This is a genomic window from Ectobacillus polymachus, from assembly GCF_048159605.1.
Classification (GTDB): domain Bacteria; phylum Bacillota; class Bacilli; order Bacillales; family Bacillaceae_G; genus Ectobacillus; species Ectobacillus polymachus.
The window spans coordinates 1475399-1494192 of sequence record NZ_JBLREB010000001.1; the positions used below are offsets into that span (position 1 = coordinate 1475399).

Annotated in this window: 23 protein-coding genes and 1 pseudogene; 11 read left to right on the forward strand and 13 right to left on the reverse strand. The window is 36.0% G+C overall.

Going from position 1 to position 18794, the window contains the following annotated elements:
- Window positions 1–8: 8 nt before the first annotated feature.
- Complete coding sequence (locus ACM5BR_RS07525; RefSeq protein ID WP_416827043.1) at window positions 9–317, forward strand: metal-sulfur cluster assembly factor; 309 nt, start codon at window positions 9–11, stop codon at window positions 315–317.
- Between the two features lie 134 nt (window positions 318–451).
- On the opposite strand, the gene comJ is transcribed toward ACM5BR_RS07525, so the two are convergent.
- Together comJ and ACM5BR_RS07535 are read right to left on the reverse strand one after the other, a co-directional pair.
- Window positions 452–844, reverse strand: coding sequence for a competence protein ComJ (comJ, locus tag ACM5BR_RS07530; protein WP_416827044.1), 393 nt, complete (start codon window positions 842–844; stop codon window positions 452–454).
- A 10-nt stretch (window positions 845–854) separates the two neighbouring features.
- Window positions 855–1175 (reverse strand): annotated as a pseudogene (locus tag ACM5BR_RS07535) (NucA/NucB deoxyribonuclease domain-containing protein); the annotation flags it as partial.
- A 283-nt stretch (window positions 1176–1458) separates the two neighbouring features.
- Here ACM5BR_RS07535 and ACM5BR_RS07540 point away from each other — a divergent pair.
- Window positions 1459–2229 (forward strand): DUF3967 domain-containing protein, encoded by a 771-nt coding sequence (locus tag ACM5BR_RS07540; protein WP_416827046.1) that lies wholly within the window; start codon window positions 1459–1461, stop codon window positions 2227–2229.
- Window positions 2230–2281: 52 nt separating this feature from the next.
- Here the strand turns inward: ACM5BR_RS07540 and ACM5BR_RS07545 are convergent, their stop codons facing one another.
- The gene (locus tag ACM5BR_RS07545; protein ID WP_416827047.1) at window positions 2282–3562 is read right to left on the reverse strand and encodes an ATP-binding protein; all 1281 of its coding nucleotides are present in this window, start codon (window positions 3560–3562) and stop codon (window positions 2282–2284) included.
- Between the two features lie 210 nt (window positions 3563–3772).
- On the opposite strand from ACM5BR_RS07545, the gene ACM5BR_RS07550 reads away from it, so the two are divergent.
- Window positions 3773–4936 carry an aminotransferase A gene (locus ACM5BR_RS07550; protein ID WP_416827048.1) on the forward strand — a complete coding sequence of 388 codons (1164 nt, stop codon included), beginning with the start codon at window positions 3773–3775 and terminating at the stop codon, window positions 4934–4936.
- A 177-nt stretch (window positions 4937–5113) separates the two neighbouring features.
- Here ACM5BR_RS07550 and ACM5BR_RS07555 read toward each other — a convergent pair whose 3' ends face one another.
- Window positions 5114–5626: an SDR family NAD(P)-dependent oxidoreductase gene (locus ACM5BR_RS07555; RefSeq protein ID WP_416827049.1), complete on the reverse strand. Its 513-nt coding sequence runs from the start codon at window positions 5624–5626 to the stop codon at window positions 5114–5116.
- A gap of 583 nt (window positions 5627–6209) precedes the next feature.
- Complete coding sequence (locus ACM5BR_RS07560; protein WP_416827050.1) at window positions 6210–6665, reverse strand: RDD family protein; 456 nt, start codon at window positions 6663–6665, stop codon at window positions 6210–6212.
- Between the two features lie 355 nt (window positions 6666–7020).
- Between ACM5BR_RS07560 and ACM5BR_RS07565 the strand changes: the two genes are divergently transcribed.
- On the forward strand, window positions 7021–7656 hold the full coding sequence (locus ACM5BR_RS07565; protein WP_416827051.1) for an SdpI family protein: 636 nt from the start codon (window positions 7021–7023) through the stop codon (window positions 7654–7656).
- Between the two features lie 69 nt (window positions 7657–7725).
- Here ACM5BR_RS07565 and ACM5BR_RS07570 read toward each other — a convergent pair whose 3' ends face one another.
- Window positions 7726–8016, reverse strand: coding sequence for a DUF3928 family protein (locus ACM5BR_RS07570; protein WP_416827052.1), 291 nt, complete (start codon window positions 8014–8016; stop codon window positions 7726–7728).
- 230 nt (window positions 8017–8246) lie between these two features.
- Here ACM5BR_RS07570 and ACM5BR_RS07575 point away from each other — a divergent pair, with 230 nt between their 5' ends.
- The 3 genes from ACM5BR_RS07575 to ACM5BR_RS07585 all read left to right on the forward strand — a co-directional run bounded on the left by ACM5BR_RS07575 (window position 8247) and on the right by ACM5BR_RS07585 (window position 9673).
- Entirely contained in the window at window positions 8247–8579 is a 333-nt protein-coding gene (locus tag ACM5BR_RS07575) for a hypothetical protein (RefSeq protein ID WP_416827053.1), read from the forward strand.
- Window positions 8580–8625: 46 nt separating this feature from the next.
- The gene (locus tag ACM5BR_RS07580; RefSeq protein ID WP_416827054.1) at window positions 8626–8901 is read left to right on the forward strand and encodes a hypothetical protein; all 276 of its coding nucleotides are present in this window, start codon (window positions 8626–8628) and stop codon (window positions 8899–8901) included.
- Window positions 8902–9052: 151 nt separating this feature from the next.
- Window positions 9053–9673 (forward strand): DUF955 domain-containing protein, encoded by a 621-nt coding sequence (locus ACM5BR_RS07585; RefSeq protein ID WP_416827055.1) that lies wholly within the window; start codon window positions 9053–9055, stop codon window positions 9671–9673.
- A 31-nt stretch (window positions 9674–9704) separates the two neighbouring features.
- On the opposite strand, the gene ACM5BR_RS07590 is transcribed toward ACM5BR_RS07585, so the two are convergent.
- Together ACM5BR_RS07590 and ACM5BR_RS07595 are read right to left on the reverse strand one after the other, a co-directional pair.
- Entirely contained in the window at window positions 9705–9854 is a 150-nt protein-coding gene (locus tag ACM5BR_RS07590) for a YvrJ family protein (RefSeq protein ID WP_416827056.1), read from the reverse strand.
- Window positions 9855–10266: 412 nt separating this feature from the next.
- On the reverse strand, window positions 10267–11046 hold the full coding sequence (locus ACM5BR_RS07595) for a carbon-nitrogen family hydrolase (protein ID WP_416827057.1): 780 nt from the start codon (window positions 11044–11046) through the stop codon (window positions 10267–10269).
- A 99-nt stretch (window positions 11047–11145) separates the two neighbouring features.
- Between ACM5BR_RS07595 and ACM5BR_RS07600 the strand changes: the two genes are divergently transcribed.
- The gene (locus ACM5BR_RS07600; protein ID WP_416827058.1) at window positions 11146–12318 is read left to right on the forward strand and encodes a pyridoxal phosphate-dependent aminotransferase; all 1173 of its coding nucleotides are present in this window, start codon (window positions 11146–11148) and stop codon (window positions 12316–12318) included.
- 326 nt (window positions 12319–12644) lie between these two features.
- Window positions 12645–12902 carry a hypothetical protein gene (locus ACM5BR_RS07605; protein WP_416827059.1) on the forward strand — a complete coding sequence of 86 codons (258 nt, stop codon included), beginning with the start codon at window positions 12645–12647 and terminating at the stop codon, window positions 12900–12902.
- A gap of 205 nt (window positions 12903–13107) precedes the next feature.
- Here ACM5BR_RS07605 and ACM5BR_RS07610 read toward each other — a convergent pair whose 3' ends face one another.
- Together ACM5BR_RS07610 and ACM5BR_RS07615 are read right to left on the reverse strand one after the other, a co-directional pair.
- Window positions 13108–13989, reverse strand: a complete 882-nt coding sequence (locus tag ACM5BR_RS07610; RefSeq protein WP_416827060.1) for an NAD(P)-dependent oxidoreductase — start codon at window positions 13987–13989, stop codon at window positions 13108–13110.
- Window positions 13990–14129: 140 nt separating this feature from the next.
- Window positions 14130–15410: a GGDEF domain-containing protein gene (locus ACM5BR_RS07615; protein ID WP_416827061.1), complete on the reverse strand. Its 1281-nt coding sequence runs from the start codon at window positions 15408–15410 to the stop codon at window positions 14130–14132.
- A 278-nt stretch (window positions 15411–15688) separates the two neighbouring features.
- On the opposite strand from ACM5BR_RS07615, the gene ACM5BR_RS07620 reads away from it, so the two are divergent.
- Both ACM5BR_RS07620 and ACM5BR_RS07625 read left to right on the forward strand, forming a co-directional pair.
- The gene (locus ACM5BR_RS07620; protein ID WP_416827062.1) at window positions 15689–15907 is read left to right on the forward strand and encodes a hypothetical protein; all 219 of its coding nucleotides are present in this window, start codon (window positions 15689–15691) and stop codon (window positions 15905–15907) included.
- A gap of 103 nt (window positions 15908–16010) precedes the next feature.
- Window positions 16011–16265: a hypothetical protein gene (locus ACM5BR_RS07625; RefSeq protein WP_416827064.1), complete on the forward strand. Its 255-nt coding sequence runs from the start codon at window positions 16011–16013 to the stop codon at window positions 16263–16265.
- Between the two features lie 15 nt (window positions 16266–16280).
- On the opposite strand, the gene ACM5BR_RS07630 is transcribed toward ACM5BR_RS07625, so the two are convergent.
- The 3 genes from ACM5BR_RS07630 to ACM5BR_RS07640 form a co-directional block, all read right to left on the reverse strand.
- Complete coding sequence (locus ACM5BR_RS07630; RefSeq protein WP_416827065.1) at window positions 16281–16583, reverse strand: ArsR/SmtB family transcription factor; 303 nt, start codon at window positions 16581–16583, stop codon at window positions 16281–16283.
- 164 nt (window positions 16584–16747) lie between these two features.
- A complete protein-coding gene (gene ptsP, locus ACM5BR_RS07635; RefSeq protein ID WP_416827066.1) occupies window positions 16748–18460 on the reverse strand; it encodes a phosphoenolpyruvate--protein phosphotransferase in 1713 nt (570 codons plus the stop codon).
- Window positions 18460–18723, reverse strand: a complete 264-nt coding sequence (locus ACM5BR_RS07640; RefSeq protein ID WP_416827068.1) for a phosphocarrier protein HPr — start codon at window positions 18721–18723, stop codon at window positions 18460–18462. Before ACM5BR_RS07640 ends, ptsP begins: the two co-directional genes overlap by 1 nt.
- Window positions 18724–18794: the final 71 nt, after the last annotated feature.

Genomic DNA, 18794 nt, shown 5'->3' on the forward strand with positions numbered 1-18794 from the left:
TTCATAAAATGAATAATTTAGAACAGGAAATATATGATGTGTTAGAACATGTGAAAGATCCTGAACTCGGAATGGATATCATAAATTTAGGATTAGTCTATGATGTAGATATTAGTTCAGAAAACAATGTTACCATTACGATGACGTTAACATCGATAGGCTGCCCGTTAGGGGGGGAAATCGTAAGTAGTGTAAAAATGGCTGCTTCATCGATACAAGGAGTACACGAGGTTGCAGTTAATATTGTGTTTAATCCTCCTTGGACAACAGACCGCATGACACGTCTTGCCAAAATAGCACTTGGGGTTCGAGATTAATAGCACTTTCAGGTAGAAGCAAAACTATGATTACTATAGTAAGTATACAATGAGGCGCACCACTTTACTATGACTTCATCAATACTTACTAGTAATCATAGTTTAACCTCTTTCCTATTTCATTTATACTAACCTTATGATATGGCTGTAAAATAACATTCATAACGAATAGAGTATAATTCATCATCGGTTGGCTTTTGTAACGGTATGACTTGAACAGATAAGTTATAGGAGCCCTTAGGAACAGAAAACCAAAGTTTCTCAGACAAAATACTATACACGATAATAGTTGTTTCAGTTACATCAAATGGAACGGACATAATACGAAGTGCTCCTTCTTTTTGCACTATATTTCCAATTGAAACTGTAATTTCGCAGGAAGTATTACATAATGCCTCAAAAACAATCCCTTCATCAAAAACCATGTACCCTTTTTGTAAATCCTCATCCGTCCAATCTATAACTGGTACTTCACTCTTTTCATTTGCAACAAACAATTGATTATACGAAATGGTTAACGTCTGCATTCTATCCTCCTCATTTTACAATGAATTCTACTCGAGTACCATTTGGATAACTATCTAGCTGCTTTCCAATCCATGATCCAGCACCTCGATTATCACTCGGTTTAATATAACGGATATCCGCTCCTTTCCCCCCTTCTTTACACATTGCCATCGGCCATTCATCACGATCGAAGTTTTTCTTTGTAGGCGTCGATGCGAGGGATTGTTTTCTTCGTCCATCTACACCGTTTCGATCTATCGTACATACCTTTGAATGACCATTTGCAATTGCATCTTTAATATGAGCTCCTGTTTCTGGAAAGCGGTTGGAAGGAAATTCAAGTGTAGCATCACTTGCTATTGTATTTGTATTTGCAGCGGAGCATCCTTGCAGTATAATCATGATCATTGCAAGAATGATGGTCCATTTCTTCATCCTGTAATCCTCCTGTAGTAAGTTAATTTTATTATATCATGTCAAATTCTAGCAGTAACCTACAGTTGTTCTCTCTTCCCTATCGCATTCAAGCGAGTCATGTAGAAAACTTAAGGCAATACGACATTCTTTTTCAAAGGAGGAATAGAAACGAAGTGGAATTTGTTGTATATGATTACTGTAGAGGGAGGACTCAGGCATGATTGAAACGTATAAAACAAAAGATGTTGCGAGCAAGACAGGCATTCCTGGAAACTTAATTCGAAAATACAGTCAAACTTTAGAACTAAATGGCTACGAAATTGGAAAAGCATCTGGTGCAAGATGCTATAAGCTTGACGACATTCGACTCCTTAAAGGGATCCACGAGAAAGTTGCCGTGCATCATAAAGATGTAAATGATGCAGTGATTCAAACTCTAAAGGACTTACAAAATGAAGCTCTCATTCATGCTTCTACCAGCTCCCTGCATGATAATGAGAATTCAACTCATGATGTATCCCTATCCATTCAGGAACAAAATAAAAAGTTTGAAGAATTTATGCATAAGCTTGATACACTTGCAGGGTTAAATGAAGCGATCATTCACCAAAACTCTACGCTAATTACCCAAAATAGACAAAAAGATGAAAAGCTAGACGATCTAATGCACCAAGTTTATATAAGTGAAACAGAGCAAAAGGAAATTCTTATCGATATAGTTGGGCGCATGAAAAAAAGTGATGCAAAACAAGAGGACAAGCTAAATAGCTTAATAAGTCATATGTATAAACGAGAGGCAAAACAAGAAGAAAAAATGAGTAAAGTCATCAATCAAGTATACAAAAAAGAAGCGAATCGTGATACACAGCTGATGACGCTCATACGAGAAATGCAGGAAACAAAAAAAATGATTGCCGCTTCCCAAGAAAACACAGTATTAAAATCCATACGGTCCATGCTTTCTAAGTTAAAATCCGAAAGAGTTTAGTCGTAATGTTACTACAAGGGGCTATCTAACACTAAAAATAGGTGGGCCCCTTTTACATTTCTTTATTCCATGAAGGAAGGCTAATCATAGCTTCCGTACCTTTCCCAATCTCACTTGTGTATAAGATTTTTCCATTATGAGATTGAATAATACGAAATGTTACCATTAGACCTAATCCTGTACCTTTTTCCTTTAACGAATAATAAGGCTGACCTAGCCGTGCAAGCTGTTCCTTTGACATTCCTACACCGCTGTCCTTGACTAAAATAATAATTTCATTCTCCTGCTTATAAGCATTTATTTTTAAGTATCCATTCTTTTGTTGAATCGATTCGATACCATTCTTTACAATGTTCATAATCGCTTGTTTTAACTTAGCTTTATCGCCTATTGTATATAAGTTTTCTTCAATTTCTACTTGTAAAATGACACCGTTCATCGTTGCAAATGTTGACATAAGTGTAGTCATCTCCATAAGTTGAGATGATAATAAAATAGGTTTTTTCTCTTCAATTTGTGGTCGTGCCAAATTTAAATAATCGGATATAATTCCTTCTGCTCGATCTAATTCTGTAAGAACGAGCTGCATATACTCTTTATTTTTATTCACTTCCGAACCTTCTAAAAGCTGAAGAAACCCTCGTACGACTGTTAACGGATTTCTCACTTCATGGGCAACAGATGCTGCTAGCTCACTAATGATATTTAATTTTTCCGATTTTATCATTTCGATGCGAAGCATTGCATTATCATTTAAGTACTCTGTTACGTACACATGGAACGTCATCGTTATAGCCATCGTTACAGCTGCTACGAGGAAAAATGCATACAAATGGGCTTTATTAGGTAAAGATCCTATCTCGATATTTAATTGCCATACATTAACGAATATATGAATGAGTGCGTAGAAAGAAGCAAGAAAAAATGAGATTACTATTTTTTTATTTGTACTAAACACTTTCCAATACTTTGATAGAAAAAAAGAGATGGCTGATAGAAACGCTGTTTCGAGGAAATCGGTGAAAAAGCCATTTGGCCCGTTCAAAATAATACCGTACAAAACGGAAATAACTGCTGGGAAAATACCGAGTGACCCATAATATAAAAAGGCTGCAATAATTGGAATATCATGAAACGAATATTCAATCCCATCCCCTACATTTACTGGATACGACATACTCAGCATTACGATAACCGAAAACAATATAGATGGAAAATAGCGACCGGGATTGGGAGCTATTACATAGTATCGATTGAGTCGAATCATTTCATAGATAAAAAGCGGTAAAATGATACTGGCCATTTGTATCAGCAAATCACGAACTTGCTCCAAGCTATTCCACTCCCTACACCTTATTTGAGTTATTATAGCATTATCATAGGTATTTTTTGTAAAAAAATTAAATTTTTCTAAATTTATACTCAAAAGGAAAGATTATATAGACTTTATTTCGTTCCACTTAGCATCTGATAATAAAACCAAAACACACCATAGTATGGTAAAATGAACTACATATTTGTTCTAAAGAAAGGAAGAATCAGTATGGAACATTTGTTAAATCCACTTGTAAAAGACATTCAAATTTCCGGAATACGCCAATTTTTTAATATGATTCAAGAGTACGATGACCTCGTTTCGTTAACAATTGGACAGCCTGATTTTCCCACTCCTTCTCTCGTAAAGGAAGCGGGAAAAAGAGCTATTACAGAAAACATTACCGGTTACACCCCAAATGCAGGTCTGCTAGAAACGCGTAAAGCTGCATGTAAATTTGTTAAAGAACGCTACCAACAAGAATATGATCCTTATGACGAAGTAATTGTTACCATCGGAGCAAGCGAGGCAATTGATATTGCATTTCGTACAATATTAGAGCCTGGTACGGAAGTAATACTCCCAGCTCCTATTTATCCAGGATATGAACCCATTATACGATTATGCGGTGCCAAACCAGTTCTAGTAGATGTGCGTGAAACAAACTTTAAACTAACAAAAGAAGCATTGGAAGCAGCTATAACCGAAAGAACTCGTTGCGTTGTGTTACCCTATCCGTCTAATCCGACTGGCGCTACTTTAAACCATAACGAATTAGAACAGATTGCTACTGTACTACAAGACAAGGATATTTTTGTACTATCAGATGAAATATACAGTGAGCTCGTATATGATAAAAATCATGAATCAATTGTTCAATTTCCGAATATGCGGAATAAAACAATTGTCATAAACGGATTATCAAAATCACATGCAATGACAGGATGGCGAATCGGCTTCCTATTTGCACCACGGTATTTGACGAAACAAATCATTAAAGTTCATCAGTATAATGTATCGTGCGCCTCATCTATCTCTCAATACGCTGCAACGGAAGCACTTACCGTTGCCAAAGATGCACCACTAATGATGCGAAACCAATACAAAAAAAGACGAGATTATGTATATAATCGTCTTACGAATATGGGATTACACGTAGAGCTTCCTACTGGTGCTTTTTATTTATTTCCATACATAGGACAATTCGGAAAAACTTCATTCGACTTTGCCTTACAGCTCGTCAAAGAAGCTCGGGTTGCCATCGTTCCTGGTAATGCATTTTCACAATATGGCGAAGGCTATTTACGCATATCCTATGCATATAGTATGGAGGAATTAAAGGAAGCCTGTGACCGTATAGAGCAATTTTTAACAAAACAAAAGAGAGGTTAACCTCTCTTTTGTTTTGTTAAAAAAATGTTAGCGTTTACTTTTTTGCGTATATAATAAAGCCACAGTGATGAGAAGGTAGAATAACTAAGGAAAGTGCCGTCAGTGAATTTGATCTCCACTGACGGTTTGTACGAATTACACAATTAGATAATTGATATCTCCAACTTTTACACATTTCTATAAAGATGTATTCGTCGCAGATAAAGAACCAGAAAACCCCATCATACCGAATGTAGGGATTTCTACGTTTCCCCTATTGCTTTTGCTAGATTGTGTCATAACGGAAGTACCTACGGATTTACCTTTTCTGTAAATATCCTTGATTGTATTGGTTATTGTAGTAATCCATTGCTCTTCATATTGATCATTACATTGAATTTGATACAATCCTGCATTATTAAACAGCATATCAATGCGTCTATAAGCTTGAAGCACTTCCTTTACGACTCGATTCCATCCTTCTTCGTCGTTTACATTGTGAGTAACAAAAATAGCTTCACCATGAAAATTTAGGATTTCGTCAACAGTAGCTTGACCATTTCTTTCATCTATATCAGTCACCACTACTTTTGCACCTTCTTTTGCTAGCAGTAAGGCTGTTTTTCGGCCAATGCCAATCCCTCCGCCTGTTACTATCGCTACTTTACCCGCTAACTTCATCTTCACTGCCCCTTTTAGTAGTCTTCCCATTGTACAGTATACTCCTTCTGTTACAACATGAGCAAGAGTTAAGGAATCGTTTCCCTATTTCATTAGTTAGCTACGATTGATTGGCCGTATAGATAGTAAGATTCATATTCCAATAGCCTGTCTACTATTTTGCTGGACTGTATCATCATGTATCATATTGGTACATTATACAATTCACAAAAAATCAGAAAGAGTCACTAATAGTATTTGCTATTTCTCCCAATTGCATAGTGCGAAATAAAAAGAAGGCACGCCTACCGATGCGTGCCTTTCCATGGAGGGTACTCATATAGGAGATGCCAGTCCTATATATACACTATTATAACAAGAATGCGATCAAATTTTCATAAAATTTTCAGAAAACTATAAAAATATTGTTATTTATATGTATTTCTTGACTATATTTATACATTGTTACCCTTTTGTACTTGCTGTTATGACCATTTACTTTTATGTCCCTAACCCCCTAATGAAAAGGCGGAACTTTACAGTGTATTTAAAAAATAAAATAGAAGCTCCTATAAAAGAGGCTTCCCTGAGTAAAACTTCTATATGTAACGTATGTATGAAACAAAAAAGCCTCTTACAACGAACTTTTCACTCTTGTTCTAGCTATTAAATCATGATACCCGCGAGCGTCTTCGCGAAACATTATCATGTATGCACTAATGATGACCGGTATTCCAAGCAGAAATACACTTGGTACGATTATTACGAGCAAACGCACAAATAGTGTGACAAAATCAAGACGTTCTCCATTCATTTTAACAATTCGCAATCTTGTTACTTTTTTTCCTACCGTCAATCCATTCCAAAACAATGGTAGTAGTATAAAATAGAGGAACATGAGTATACAGACAATTATCAAATCAAAACGATAATCGCCAGTGCTTACGCCAAAGCGTGCAAAAATATCCTTATAATTTCCTGTCAAAATTGCCACAATGACTCCATAAACAAGTGAAATAATAAACATATCCAGTAACGTTGCGCCTACTCGATTCATGATGATGGCTGGTGAATTCATTCTTAATTTCATTCGTTTATTCTACCTTTCTGTCCAATCTAACGATGTTCATCGTACCCTCCGCTATGCAACCCTAGATATACATCATTATACATAACTATTACATTTTTAGATTGATTTCACTAAATTTTCACCCTATCTAGAAAAATCATTGATATATTCACTATGATTCCATATATAATTTGTATAGTAAGACGATTATCTATTTATTCAAATTAGTGTATAAATTAACCATTCAAAACGCCATCTGATCTGACACAGCTGATGAACATCGTAATTTTATTTATTATTCACCATTGCATGATAAAATATAATGAAATGGGGATTGGAGCATTTCTACTAAAAATAAGAAATAAGGGGAAGAACAATGAAAAATCACTTATATGCTCTTTTGATCGCAATAATTGGGATTGGATGTAGTATTTTTGGATATTTATACCTGCCTGATCGTGTTCCAGTCCATTGGAATATCAATGGGACAGTTGATCGATATGGCAGTAAGCTAGAAAGTGTTATCATATTTCCTATTGTTATTATTATTGTTTATTTGTTACTTATTCTACTCCCGAAAATTGATCCACGAAAGGACAATTACAAACGGTTTAAAGATTCCTACTATATCATTATCAATAGCATTCTAACTTTTTTACTTATTATACATGGCATGACCATAGCAGCAGGTATGGGTATTAATGTAAATATCAGCATGTTCATTCCGTTTATAATAGGAGTATTGTTTATCATTATCGGAAATTATACCCAGCGGATTGAATCCAATTTTTTCATTGGCATTCGTACACCTTGGGCACTACAAGATGAAGCTGTATGGAAGGATACCAATCGTTTTGGCGGAAAAATGTTTATTATTGGCGGACTGTTACTTATGATTGCGGCATTTGTTCCTATACCATACAAAATCATTTTATTTAGTATCGCAATAATAGTAAGTGTAGTTGTACCAATAATATACTCCTACTTCCGTTATAAAAAACTGCATCCTTAACACGCAAAAAAGGCTCTCACTATTCTGAGAGCCTTTTCAATGTTATTCAGAAATTATATTAGAGCAAACTTAAACTTCACTACCTTCAAATTTCACGGTCTCAAATGCCTCTTCCATCTCATTATCATGATACTGAACATATGTAAAGCGTGACAATTTTACAAGCCGAGCGATTTCTTGGAGTGCAGGCTGTACATATTCAGTTTCGATAGCAAAGTGCAGTGAAAATTTAGCTGTATTTTGTTCGGGTATATGTGTTCCTACCTCTACATACACATTTTCTACTCCCTTTACAGAACGAATATAGCTTGCTAATTGATAAACCGCTTCTCGATTTGATAGTACCTTTAATGTATACATACCTTCATCCCCCTTCTACATTCACTATACAACGAAAGGGAAGAGATTCCAGTTTCAAAATCGAACGTTTATTGAACGAAGAGAAAATATTTCCAATACAAAACTATGAAATTGTCGTGCCCGTACAAAAATAAACGTTTGTCCTAGTATATTTGTCCATGCTTTTCTCCATTTTCTCGCATACAGTATCCTGTAAACACTCTATGAGAGAAGAAAAAGGAGAGGGTACCGTGTCAATTAATCGCTTACGTAATTTATATCATCCAAATACAAACCAAACTGCTTCAGATGCAGCAGGTATTCCAGATAATGTGTTAAGTGGAGAAGTAGGGACTCATACAAATGCTGCCACAATAACAAACAGTGGAAATTCAAGTGTAACGTTAAATGCAGACCCAACAGCAACACCAGCAAACGAAAATAGTCAAGATCCTAGTGTTAGTGCACAAATGCTACTTAATATGCTACAACCCTTATTAGATGTAAGCAGAGAATTGAATAAAACTGCAATTAACAATTTATCAAATAATTCTAATAAGATTAAAGGAAATGAAACGATTTAAAAGACTATAAAAATAGCTCTTGTCTTGCCAGAAGGAGGGATGAAGGATGCGTAGTAACTACGCCAATATTTCAAATAGTGGAAATTCTAATGTAAACATAGACATTCAAGTAGATATGAGTTCAATTGCCTATACAATGGCATGCTATTGGCATACGAGCCGTGTCATTTCAGATGAACAATTCAAGCATATGCTCCATAATCTTAATAGTTTATTAGGAAAAACCGAATCGGAGTTGCCTCCACTATTATCAAACGCCTATCCATCTCCTGAAGCGACTCACACGAAAAATGACATTCGCACATTACGAACCTTTATTTAAAATCCTGTCAGCACTTTCCTATTCAGAAAGCCACCCTATAGGTGGTTTTTTTCATTGAACATATGACAAGAAAAAAAGAAACTTCGATTCGTACAAGCAACCAGGGTAACCTGTACATATAATGCTGTAATCCTATATCGAGGTGTCAAATATGGCCTATTTAAATGTATGTATTAGTATTGCACCAGGTGCACAAGCAGGGAATGATCGAATTCGACAGGACATATTACTATCTCATGACATTTGGCATCCCATCTCATTTCGTATAAAATCAATTCTCACGCTAGATCAATCCTTTGCCTTTCATGATCGCGAAATCAGCTATAAAATTCCTTTTAAGCAACAAAAGAAAGTATATCGATTACTAGAATATTGTAAAATGTCTTCGCCCGATGCCAATTTATATATCATCTATGTTAATGGTAACTACTTTACAGAACAACATGTAATTGGCTGTGCCTACACAGAGATTACTGGCTCACATTGGAAAGGTTTTATCCTTGTAACGAACACTGCTGCTTCTTCCTCTAACCTGTTAACTGTCCCGCACGAAATTGGACATATCTTACTTACACGAAGAAAAAACGGAGAGCTAACCAATGAGGATCCTCATTCTTATACCGGCTCTCCGCATCATTCGAATCCAAGAAATTTAATGTACCCCGTCATTCCTCGCTTAGAACATACAAAACAACTCCAGCATTTGATAACAGAGAAGCAAAGACGTATAGCACTGCAAAGCCCCATGCTATACTCTACATGGAGAAGTTAGAATGGGAGCGATGCTTTATAGTCATTGCCCATTATGGTTCTAATTTTTGATTAAAATGTTGCGAAAGCTTTTCAATCGCTAACACAACTGCATCCAATTTCGTTTCAACTCTATGCAATAAATAAAGTGTAACGACAATTGGAAATCCTACATTAGCAATTAACGGCACCCATTGTTCCACTTGTCTCCCTCCTTCCTCTCACTTATAAAATATAGCCGTTACGTAGAAAATGGGAATGTAGAAAAAGAAGTTGTATTGTTTCATACTTTTTTATACGCAGCATCCATTTTGAAAGTTCAAAATGCTATAGTAGAGGTATAACAGGGTTGCATAAATAGAGGGAGTGAAATTATGAAAGCACTATATTATATCGTTATAGGAATATGCGCCATCTTTCTTTTAAAAATCCTTTTAAGCTTAACAGGTATTGCAATTAAATTTCTTTTATTCTTATTGTTTACTGGCTTTGTTGGGTATGTTGTCGTATCACTTTTCAATAGAGGAAAAAAATAATTCCTATATCAGAGACCCTTGATACGATAACTCTGATTTGCAAGGGTCTCTTGTCCTTATAATAAAAGCTAGATATTCCTTACTTATATAACTCGGGTCTGCGATCTAAGAATACAGGAATTTTATTACGTACTCGAGTTATTTTCGCTACGTCGAATGTTACAATCAAATTTTCCGCCTCTTCTCCTGCTTCAGCCAAAATATCCCCCCATGGATCTATTACCATCGAATGTCCTGCATAGGTTGTGCTAGGATCACTTCCGCTACGGTTACATGCAACGACAAAGCATTGATTTTCAATAGCCCTAGCTTGAAGTAACGTACGCCAATGTGCGAGTCGCGATAGCGGCCATTCAGCCACGATAAATAATACTTCTGCACCTTCAGCAGTATGTGTACGTATCCACTCTGGAAATCGGATATCATAACAAATGAGTCCTGCACATGGAATGGAATCCAAAGTAAAGCTTCCTTTTCCCATACCTGCCGAAAAGAATTTTTGTTCATTCATAAGTTGAAATAGATGTACTTTACTATATTCACTAACTAGTTCACCTTTTTTATTAAACACGTACATCGTATTCGTGACAGAATCTCCCACTTTCTTCGCAATGCTGCCGCCAATAATATTCACTTCAAAGCTTTGCGCCCATCTACTTAACAACCTGCGAGAAGAAATCCCATCTTCGTCTGCAAGAACATCTAGACGCTCTAAATCATAGGCAGTTGTCCATAATTCTGGTAATAACACAACGTCCGGACGTTCCTCCATAGCATGTTGTAATTCTTTTTCTACATATTGTACATTGGCTTCAATATTCCCAAAACAAATATCAAGTTGTAAACAGGCAACCTTCAATGTTGTCTCCCCCTTTATGAAAATATACTTTACAAACAATTAATAAGGATATATTATTGGTCACTAGAATTGTAACAATTTTTAGAAGAGGTGCAAAGAATGGAATATTTCAAACCTTCGCAATCATTAACAACATTACCTACGCAGTTTTTTGCCTCACTCGTTCAGAAAGTTAATACGATTATCGCACAAGGGCATGATGTAATTAATCTTGGACAAGGTAATCCGGACCAACCTACACCTCCCTCTATTGTACAAGCATTACAATTGGCTGCTAATGACCCACTTCATCATAAATATCCACCCTTTCGTGGTCATTCTTCTTTAAAAGAAGCCGTTGCCTTATTTTACGAAAGAGAATATGATGTTTCACTAAACCCAGAGACAGAAATTGCCGTTCTTTTCGGAGGTAAAACCGGACTCGTAGAACTGCCTCTATGCTTTACAGAACCTGGTGACACCATTCTGGTTCCTGATCCAGGTTATCCAGATTACTGGTCAGGTGTCGCGTTAGCAAAGGCAAAAATGGAAATGATGCCACTTTTGGCAAGCAACCATTACTTACCGGATTACAAAGCTATATCATCACAAATAGCTAAAAGAGCAAAGCTTATGTTTTTAAATTATCCGAATAATCCAACTGGAGCCATTGCCACAAATAACTTTTTTAAAGAAACCGTTGCTTTTGCAAAACAGCATCATATTCTTGTTTGCCATGATTTTGCTTATGGTGCCATTGGATTTAAACAAAAGCCATTAAGCTTCTTACAAACAGAAGGTGCAAAGGATATCGGTATTGAAATATATACGATGTCCAAAACATTTAATATGGCTGGCTGGCGTATTGCCTTTGCGGTAGGTAATGCAAACGTCATTGAAGCTATACAATTACTCCAGGATCATATGTATGTCAGTGTTTTCGGTGCCATACAAGAAGCAGCTAAGCAAGCCTTGCTTCATGAACAGAAGTCCGTCAAAGAGTTAGTAGCCATGTATACATCACGCAAAGAAACATTCATAACAGCTTGTCATGAAATAGGTTGGAATGTTACAGCACCGGAAGGCTCATTCTTTGCATGGCTTCCCGTCCCTGAAGGGTATACTTCCCAAAGTTTTGCAGACATGTTGCTAGAAAAAGCACATGTTGCCGTTGCTCCTGGTATAGGATTTGGAGAACACGGTGAAGGATTTGTTCGGGTAGGTCTGCTTCATAGTAAAGAACGCCTACGTGAAGCTGTTAGACGAATCGATACTTTACATCTTTTCAAATAACCTTTGTTGAAATAAGAATAATAGGATACAAATTTAATGGGTATCTCCCGTGTATTCAAATACTGCTATTGAAACCTCTCACCTCCGAGAGGTTTTTTTATTTTAGACCTATACATCTACCTTTCACGAAACAAAATTAATAGAACTCCCTCATTTGTGTGAAGGAATTTTGCTCAAAGAAACTCCTTTAATTTTTTTGAACAAAAAGGTACAAAATTGTGAACTTTTTATGAACATTTTTGAAACTTTTGTGTATAATAGAATTAGATAAGTTATTTTATTCCAGATTTTCTTTTTTTAGGCTTCTACAAAAAGGAGATGATTCCATGTTTTATTTAATCAGTGCGATAATTATTGGCATGATTTGTGGCATAGTCCCTGCGACAATAGGAGCAATAAGAGAAAAATTAGAACTAGGAATGTTCGGTTTCATAACTTCTGTTGTAAGCGCTGTTATTTTCGGCTATTATTTAGCCATCCCCGTTTCGTTGCTGTTCACATTTTTCATTATGAAAAATAAGGTAAGAGCTGAAATTAAAGTAATTGCAGATGTGGATACCATTCAAAGCTCCTACGAAAGATAAGATGGCAAAGCCTAATTATTCTAGCTACGAATGTAAAGATAAGCTGGACACTATTTCATTCCTTCCTAAAACCACCAAACAAAAAAATCGAATCCCTCTTTCTTCATTTCAATTATTCCTTTCTTATTGTTTTCCAACTAGCTTTAACGTATCAAATGAAAAAAGTCCTTTCTAAGCAAAGGACTTTTTTCATTGTGCACTTCTGTTATGCTTTTATGTATCGTTTAATTAGCGCCTGGGTCCCGCTATTTTCTTCCCCTTGTTTTGCTAATTCCTCGTACATTTCCTTTGCTAAAGATAAACCAGGTGTTTCTAATTCCATCGCTTCTGCTTCTTCTAGTGCAATTTTCATATCTTTAATAAAATGCTTAATAAAGAAGCCCGGGTCATAGTTGGATGCAATCATACGAGGAGCTAAATTGCTTAGAGACCAGCTGCCAGCTGCACCTGTTGCAATGCTTTCAAGCACTTTCTTTGGATCAAGTCCTGATTTTTTTGCATAAGCTATTGCTTCACATACCCCAATCATATTAGAGGCAATTGCTATTTGATTGCACATTTTTGTATGCTGACCACTGCCTGCTGGTCCCTGTAAAATAATATTCGTACCTAACAATTGCAAGATGGGAAGACAGTCTTGAAACACATTTTCATCGCCGCCAACCATAATTGCAAGCTTGGCTTCTTTAGCCCCTATATCTCCCCCAGATACGGGTGCATCTAAACTATACATATCTTTCTTTTTCGCTTCTTCATAAATACGCTTTGCTAGAGTAGGAGTCGAAGTAGTAAAGTCAATAAAAGTAGTGCCTTTCTTAGCATTCTCTAAAAGTCCTTGTTCCCCGAAATATATTTCCTCTACATCATAAGGATAGCCGACCATTGTCATTACAATTTGTGCCTTTTCGGCAATTTTTCGTGGTCTTTCTTCCCAAATAGCTCCCTCTTCTAGTAAATCCATAGCTTTTGCTTTCGTACGATTATATATGTGTACGGAATAGCCGCCTTTTTGTAAATGACGTACCATACTTTTTCCCATTACTCCTGTTCCGATAAATCCAATGACACCCCTTGAAGCTTCATTCATTATTTCATTCCTCCCTTTTTATATATTCCTTAATCTTTTCATACATTTATAATAGTATAGCAAACTTTTCCCATGCTCTGTTTCCATTACCAGATGCTTTCTAAAAAAAATCGCAACCATGTCGGTTGCGGATCTATGACTTACTCTTTTCTATATACGATTATTTGGTTGCTTCCCTTCTCTTGTGCTTCCATCAAGGCTTCGGTAGTTCTTTGTAACAGTTGATCCCTTGCCATCCCGTCTTCGTACATTGCTGCACCACAACTAGCTGTAATTTTTATCTGATTTGTAAACTTTTTCGTCTCGATAAAAAATCGAAGTTTCTCTGCACGAATAAACGCCTCTTTCCAAGAAAGATCTGCAAACATAATAATAAATGTACCTGTATCCCATCTTGCTACCATATGTTTGTTTTCAACATGTAAAGCAATTAAATCTCCAAGTTGTGCTATTACTAAATCGCCAATATCTTGCCCATATTTCTTATATATTTCAGGTAAGTGATCGACATCTAATAATACAATAGAACAGATTGAATTCGTTTCCGCCATATATGCCCAATAGTTTACTAGCAAAGCTTCAAATTTATAACGAGTGTAGTGATTCGTTAAAGCATCGATTCCAATGATTTGTTCGTTTTCATTTTCATATTCATCAAAACGTGTCATATCTGTACATATGACTACATAATGAGAAGCTTCATCTTGTAACAAGCTAGCCCGAACTAGAAATACCTTTTCAAGTCCTTGCTTATTTTTCATTTTTATTTTCCGAGGACATTGTGTACTATCTTTAATCCATTGATTTCTTTTTTTGGGATAATAATAACCTGGTTCCTGGACAAACAGATTGAAAAGTATATCATGCAATTCATGGTACTCATACTCATAATCCCAATCTATAAATTGTAAAAAATTTGTATTACAGTCGATCAATTCGTCATTTTTTAGTGAAAAAATTAAGTCTCCTTGAAACTCAACAATAGGACGCATCATATCCTTTAACTTATTCACTTCTGCTTGTAAAGAAAGCTCAAATATACTTTCTTGAATAAGCTGTATGATGTGTTCCGTTGTAACAGGAGGCATAGCGAAAAAGCGGACGCCTAAGGAGATTAATTTCGTTAGTGCAGCTCCATCCTCTTCCTCACAAATAACAATGAATCGCTTAGATTCCCATTTTATCTTACTTATAAATAGGAAAGCTTCATCCATAGGTAAATGCACGATAATGATTTGAGGACGCGCTTTCTGGACGATATTCCATCCTTCTTCTAGATCATGAGTATAAAACACGCATTTACTTTTCATACCTGCCTGCTGTTTATCCATTTTACTGATATACAGTATATTTAGTTGTAATTCATGCAATACCTGTTGAAAAATAGTGTTGTCTGATAAAAAATGTAATATATTTCTCACACGCCTGTCCCTCACTTTATGCTCGTTCGGAACTTCTTTCATATGAATAGGATTCCATCGCCCTTGTATCGGTTCCTCTTTGCATGCCCTATTCGTAATACAAGTCTTCATTTATCTATCTATCCTATGACCTCTCATGATCAAACGTTTGTGTCAATATCCTACCTTTTATAAAAAAGGCATTTTTAAAGAATTAAAACCGTTCCATGATTTATAATGTATTTTTGTTACACCTATGCTACAATATTTACAAACTATAGATATATGGAGGAGTAGATTTGAAAGTACATGGAAGCTTTGTAGCGGTACTCTGCTATCTCGTAACCGTTTTGCTTCTTTACTTAACAGGGGACGTTTTCAATATTTCTATACTACAATTAGCAAAAGAGTCTATAAACCCAAATGGAATCATAGACCGAATTCTCCATTCGCTTTTTCCGTTTCTCTTGGCAATTCCGGTTTATTTCATCGTATATTATAAAACGAAGCAAAGATAAAGAGACATCTGTAAAGAGATGTCTCTTTATCTTGTACTATTATTCCGAGGCGTAGTCAGACAGTTCCGTGATGAATATATTGAATAACGGGAGGGGATTGACAATGTTTTGGGTTAACAGATACATTGATAAGTATGATATGTATGATGAAATAGAACATAAGCAAGACGATTTGCTACATGAATTATCTCCCGGAACCGTTATTACACAATTGTTGATACGAGATTTATATAAGCCTTTTAATATGATTACTTATGAAGGAATGTCTGGTCACATTGCATTATTTTCTGGCGGTTCTATTCCACGCTCCGGATTATTACGCCTAAATGTTAAAGATATCGTTGCCATCATCATATAAATTGGATAGGCAAAATTAAATACATGTTTCTTCAACCGTGGTAATTAATTGCTTTAATATCATAACTGATTCTTCTATTTCCAGAGAGTAGTAACGCTGAGTTCCTCTCTGTTTAATGGAAACGAGATGATTGTCGCGTAATATTTTTAAATGGTGTGAGATAGCTGGTCGTGATAATGTTGCATGTTCGGTAATTTCATTTACTGTGAGAGCGTTCCGTTCTGCAAGTAGCAAAATAATATCTTGACGTGCAGGATCGCTTAACGCTTGAAAAAGAGGAATACACGCTCGAAATGTTTCAATTGCATTTTGCGCCACATAAATTCATCCTTTCATTCGCTTAAACTTATGAACGAATCATATTAGAAAGGGCACAAAATGTCAAGCTGATTTCAAATATGTAGTAGGAATGTTGAAAAGCCATTTGAAAGAAAACGAGGATACTAGAACAAAAAAGCTAGCTATAATAGCTAGCTTTTTATTTATGAAATGGATTTCACAAGTTCTACAACTTCACTAGCTGTAGACATAGTCAGTGCTTTTGTTGCAAGTTCTTCCATTGCTGTCTTTGAAAGGTTACGAATTTGTGTCCGTGCAGGTAAAACAGATGTTGCACTCATACTGAATTCGTCTAATCCAAGTCCGATTAATAGAGGAATCGCAATAGAATCTCCTGCCATTTCTCCACACATACCAGCCCATTTTCCTTCTTTATGCGCTGCATCAATAACCATTTTTACAAGGCGCAAAATAGATGGATTATATGGTTGATACAAGTAAGATACACGTTCATTCATACGGTCTGCTGCCATTGTATACTGGATTAAATCATTCGTTCCAATGGAGAAGAAATCAACTTCTTTGGCAAATTGATCAGCTAAAACTGCAGATGCTGGGATTTCCACCATCATACCAACTTCAATTGCTTCAGATACAGCAATACCGCTAGCAACAAGCTTTGCTTTTTCTTCTAATAGAACGCTTTTCGCAGAACGAAATTCATCTAATGTTGCAATCATTGGGAACATAATTTTCAAGTTTCCATATACGCTAGCACGAAGTAATGCGCGAAGTTGTGTACGGAAAATATCTTGTTGCTCTAAGCAAAGTCGAATAGCACGATACCCTAAAAATGGGTTCATTTCTTTCGGCATTTCTAAATATGAAAGTTCCTTATCCCCACCGATATCAAGGGTACGAACAACAACAGGCTTTCCTTTCATATTTTCTAATACTGTTTTATAAGCATCAAATTGTTCCTCTTCAGTTGGAAAAGAATCGCGTCCCATATATAAAAACTCTGTACGATATAAGCCTACGCCTTCTCCACCATTATTTAATACGCCTGCTACATCTTTTGGCGTTCCAATATTGGCAACAAGTTCAACTTGATGATTATCACTTGTAAATGTAGGCTCGTCCTTTAATTGTGCCCAAATTGCTTTTTGTTCTTCGAATTTCTGTTTCTTTTCTTGGTAAGAACGAAGAACTTCTTCAGAAGGATTGACGATAACCTCTCCATCTAAACCATCTACGATAACTATGTCGCCATTCTGAATACTTTCCATTACAACTTTTGAACCAACAACTGCAGGAATTTCTAGGGAACGGGCCATAATCGCAGAGTGAGATGTACGTCCACCGATATTAGTAGTGAATCCTAATGCATACTTACGGTTAAGTTGAGCAGTGTCTGATGGTGTTAAATCATCTGCAATAACAATAACTTCTTCAGAAATTGTACTTGGGTTTGAAAATTGAACACCTAGTATATGAGCAAGTACACGCTTTGTTACATCACGAATATCAGCAGCACGTTCTTTCATATACTCATTGTCCATTCCTTCAAATAGACTTACAAACATGGTAGCAACTTCGTTCATTGCGTACTCTGCATTAACAGATTCATTTGTAATTTTATCCTTTACTGGATTTACAAGTTCAGGATCATTAAGTACAAGTAAATGTGCTTCAAAAATAGCAGCTTTATCAGCTCCTAATTCTTTAAATGCAACATCTTTAATCAAAGAAAGTTCTTCCTTCGATTGTGCAAGCGCAGCATCTAAGCGAGCAATTTCACTGTCAACGTCAGTAATCATTCGTTTTTCAATAGTAAGATCAGGATTTTCTAAGCGAAATGCCTTTGCAATAGCAATCCCGCTTGATGCGGCAATCCCTTTAATTGTTAAGGTCATTATTCGCCTAATCCTTCTTTTTTCAATGTTTCTTCAATTGCTGCTAGCGCTTGACCCGCATCGTCACCATTGGCAGTAATTTTAATTTCTGCACCTTCTTGAATACCTAAAGACATAACACCCATAATAGATTTTAAATTTACCGTTTTGCCAGCATAAGCTAAGTTGATTTCAGAATTAAATTTACTAGCTGTATTTACTAAAAGAGTTGCTGGACGAGCATGAATTCCAGAGTCACTTGTTACTTTAAATATTTTTTCCATTATTATAGTCTCCTTTATAAATCATTTGTTTAGTGTAAATGCTTTAAAGCTACACCTAGACATTGTATATA

Excerpts from the sequence above, each read along its gene's own strand:
- ACM5BR_RS07600 (WP_416827058.1), top strand. The coding sequence starts at position 11,146 with ATGGAATATTTCAAACCTTCGCAATCATTAACAACATTACCTACGCAG.
- comJ (WP_416827044.1), bottom strand. The coding sequence starts at position 844 with ATGCAGACGTTAACCATTTCGTATAATCAATTGTTTGTTGCAAATGAA.
- ACM5BR_RS07605 (WP_416827059.1), top strand. The coding sequence starts at position 12,645 with ATGTTTTATTTAATCAGTGCGATAATTATTGGCATGATTTGTGGCATA.
- ACM5BR_RS07625 (WP_416827064.1), top strand. The coding sequence starts at position 16,011 with ATGTTTTGGGTTAACAGATACATTGATAAGTATGATATGTATGATGAA.
- ACM5BR_RS07610 (WP_416827060.1), bottom strand. The coding sequence starts at position 13,989 with ATGAATGAAGCTTCAAGGGGTGTCATTGGATTTATCGGAACAGGAGTA.
- ACM5BR_RS07585 (WP_416827055.1), top strand. The coding sequence starts at position 9,053 with ATGGCCTATTTAAATGTATGTATTAGTATTGCACCAGGTGCACAAGCA.
- ACM5BR_RS07640 (WP_416827068.1), bottom strand. The coding sequence starts at position 18,723 with ATGGAAAAAATATTTAAAGTAACAAGTGACTCTGGAATTCATGCTCGT.
- ACM5BR_RS07540 (WP_416827046.1), top strand. The coding sequence starts at position 1,459 with ATGATTGAAACGTATAAAACAAAAGATGTTGCGAGCAAGACAGGCATT.
- ACM5BR_RS07555 (WP_416827049.1), bottom strand. The coding sequence starts at position 5,626 with ATGGGAAGACTACTAAAAGGGGCAGTGAAGATGAAGTTAGCGGGTAAA.
- ptsP (WP_416827066.1), bottom strand. The coding sequence starts at position 18,460 with ATGACCTTAACAATTAAAGGGATTGCCGCATCAAGCGGGATTGCTATT.
- ACM5BR_RS07565 (WP_416827051.1), top strand. The coding sequence starts at position 7,021 with ATGAAAAATCACTTATATGCTCTTTTGATCGCAATAATTGGGATTGGA.
- ACM5BR_RS07580 (WP_416827054.1), top strand. The coding sequence starts at position 8,626 with ATGCGTAGTAACTACGCCAATATTTCAAATAGTGGAAATTCTAATGTA.
- ACM5BR_RS07550 (WP_416827048.1), top strand. The coding sequence starts at position 3,773 with ATGGAACATTTGTTAAATCCACTTGTAAAAGACATTCAAATTTCCGGA.
- ACM5BR_RS07560 (WP_416827050.1), bottom strand. The coding sequence starts at position 6,665 with ATGAAATTAAGAATGAATTCACCAGCCATCATCATGAATCGAGTAGGC.
- ACM5BR_RS07525 (WP_416827043.1), top strand. The coding sequence starts at position 9 with ATGAATAATTTAGAACAGGAAATATATGATGTGTTAGAACATGTGAAA.
- ACM5BR_RS07570 (WP_416827052.1), bottom strand. The coding sequence starts at position 8,016 with ATGTATACATTAAAGGTACTATCAAATCGAGAAGCGGTTTATCAATTA.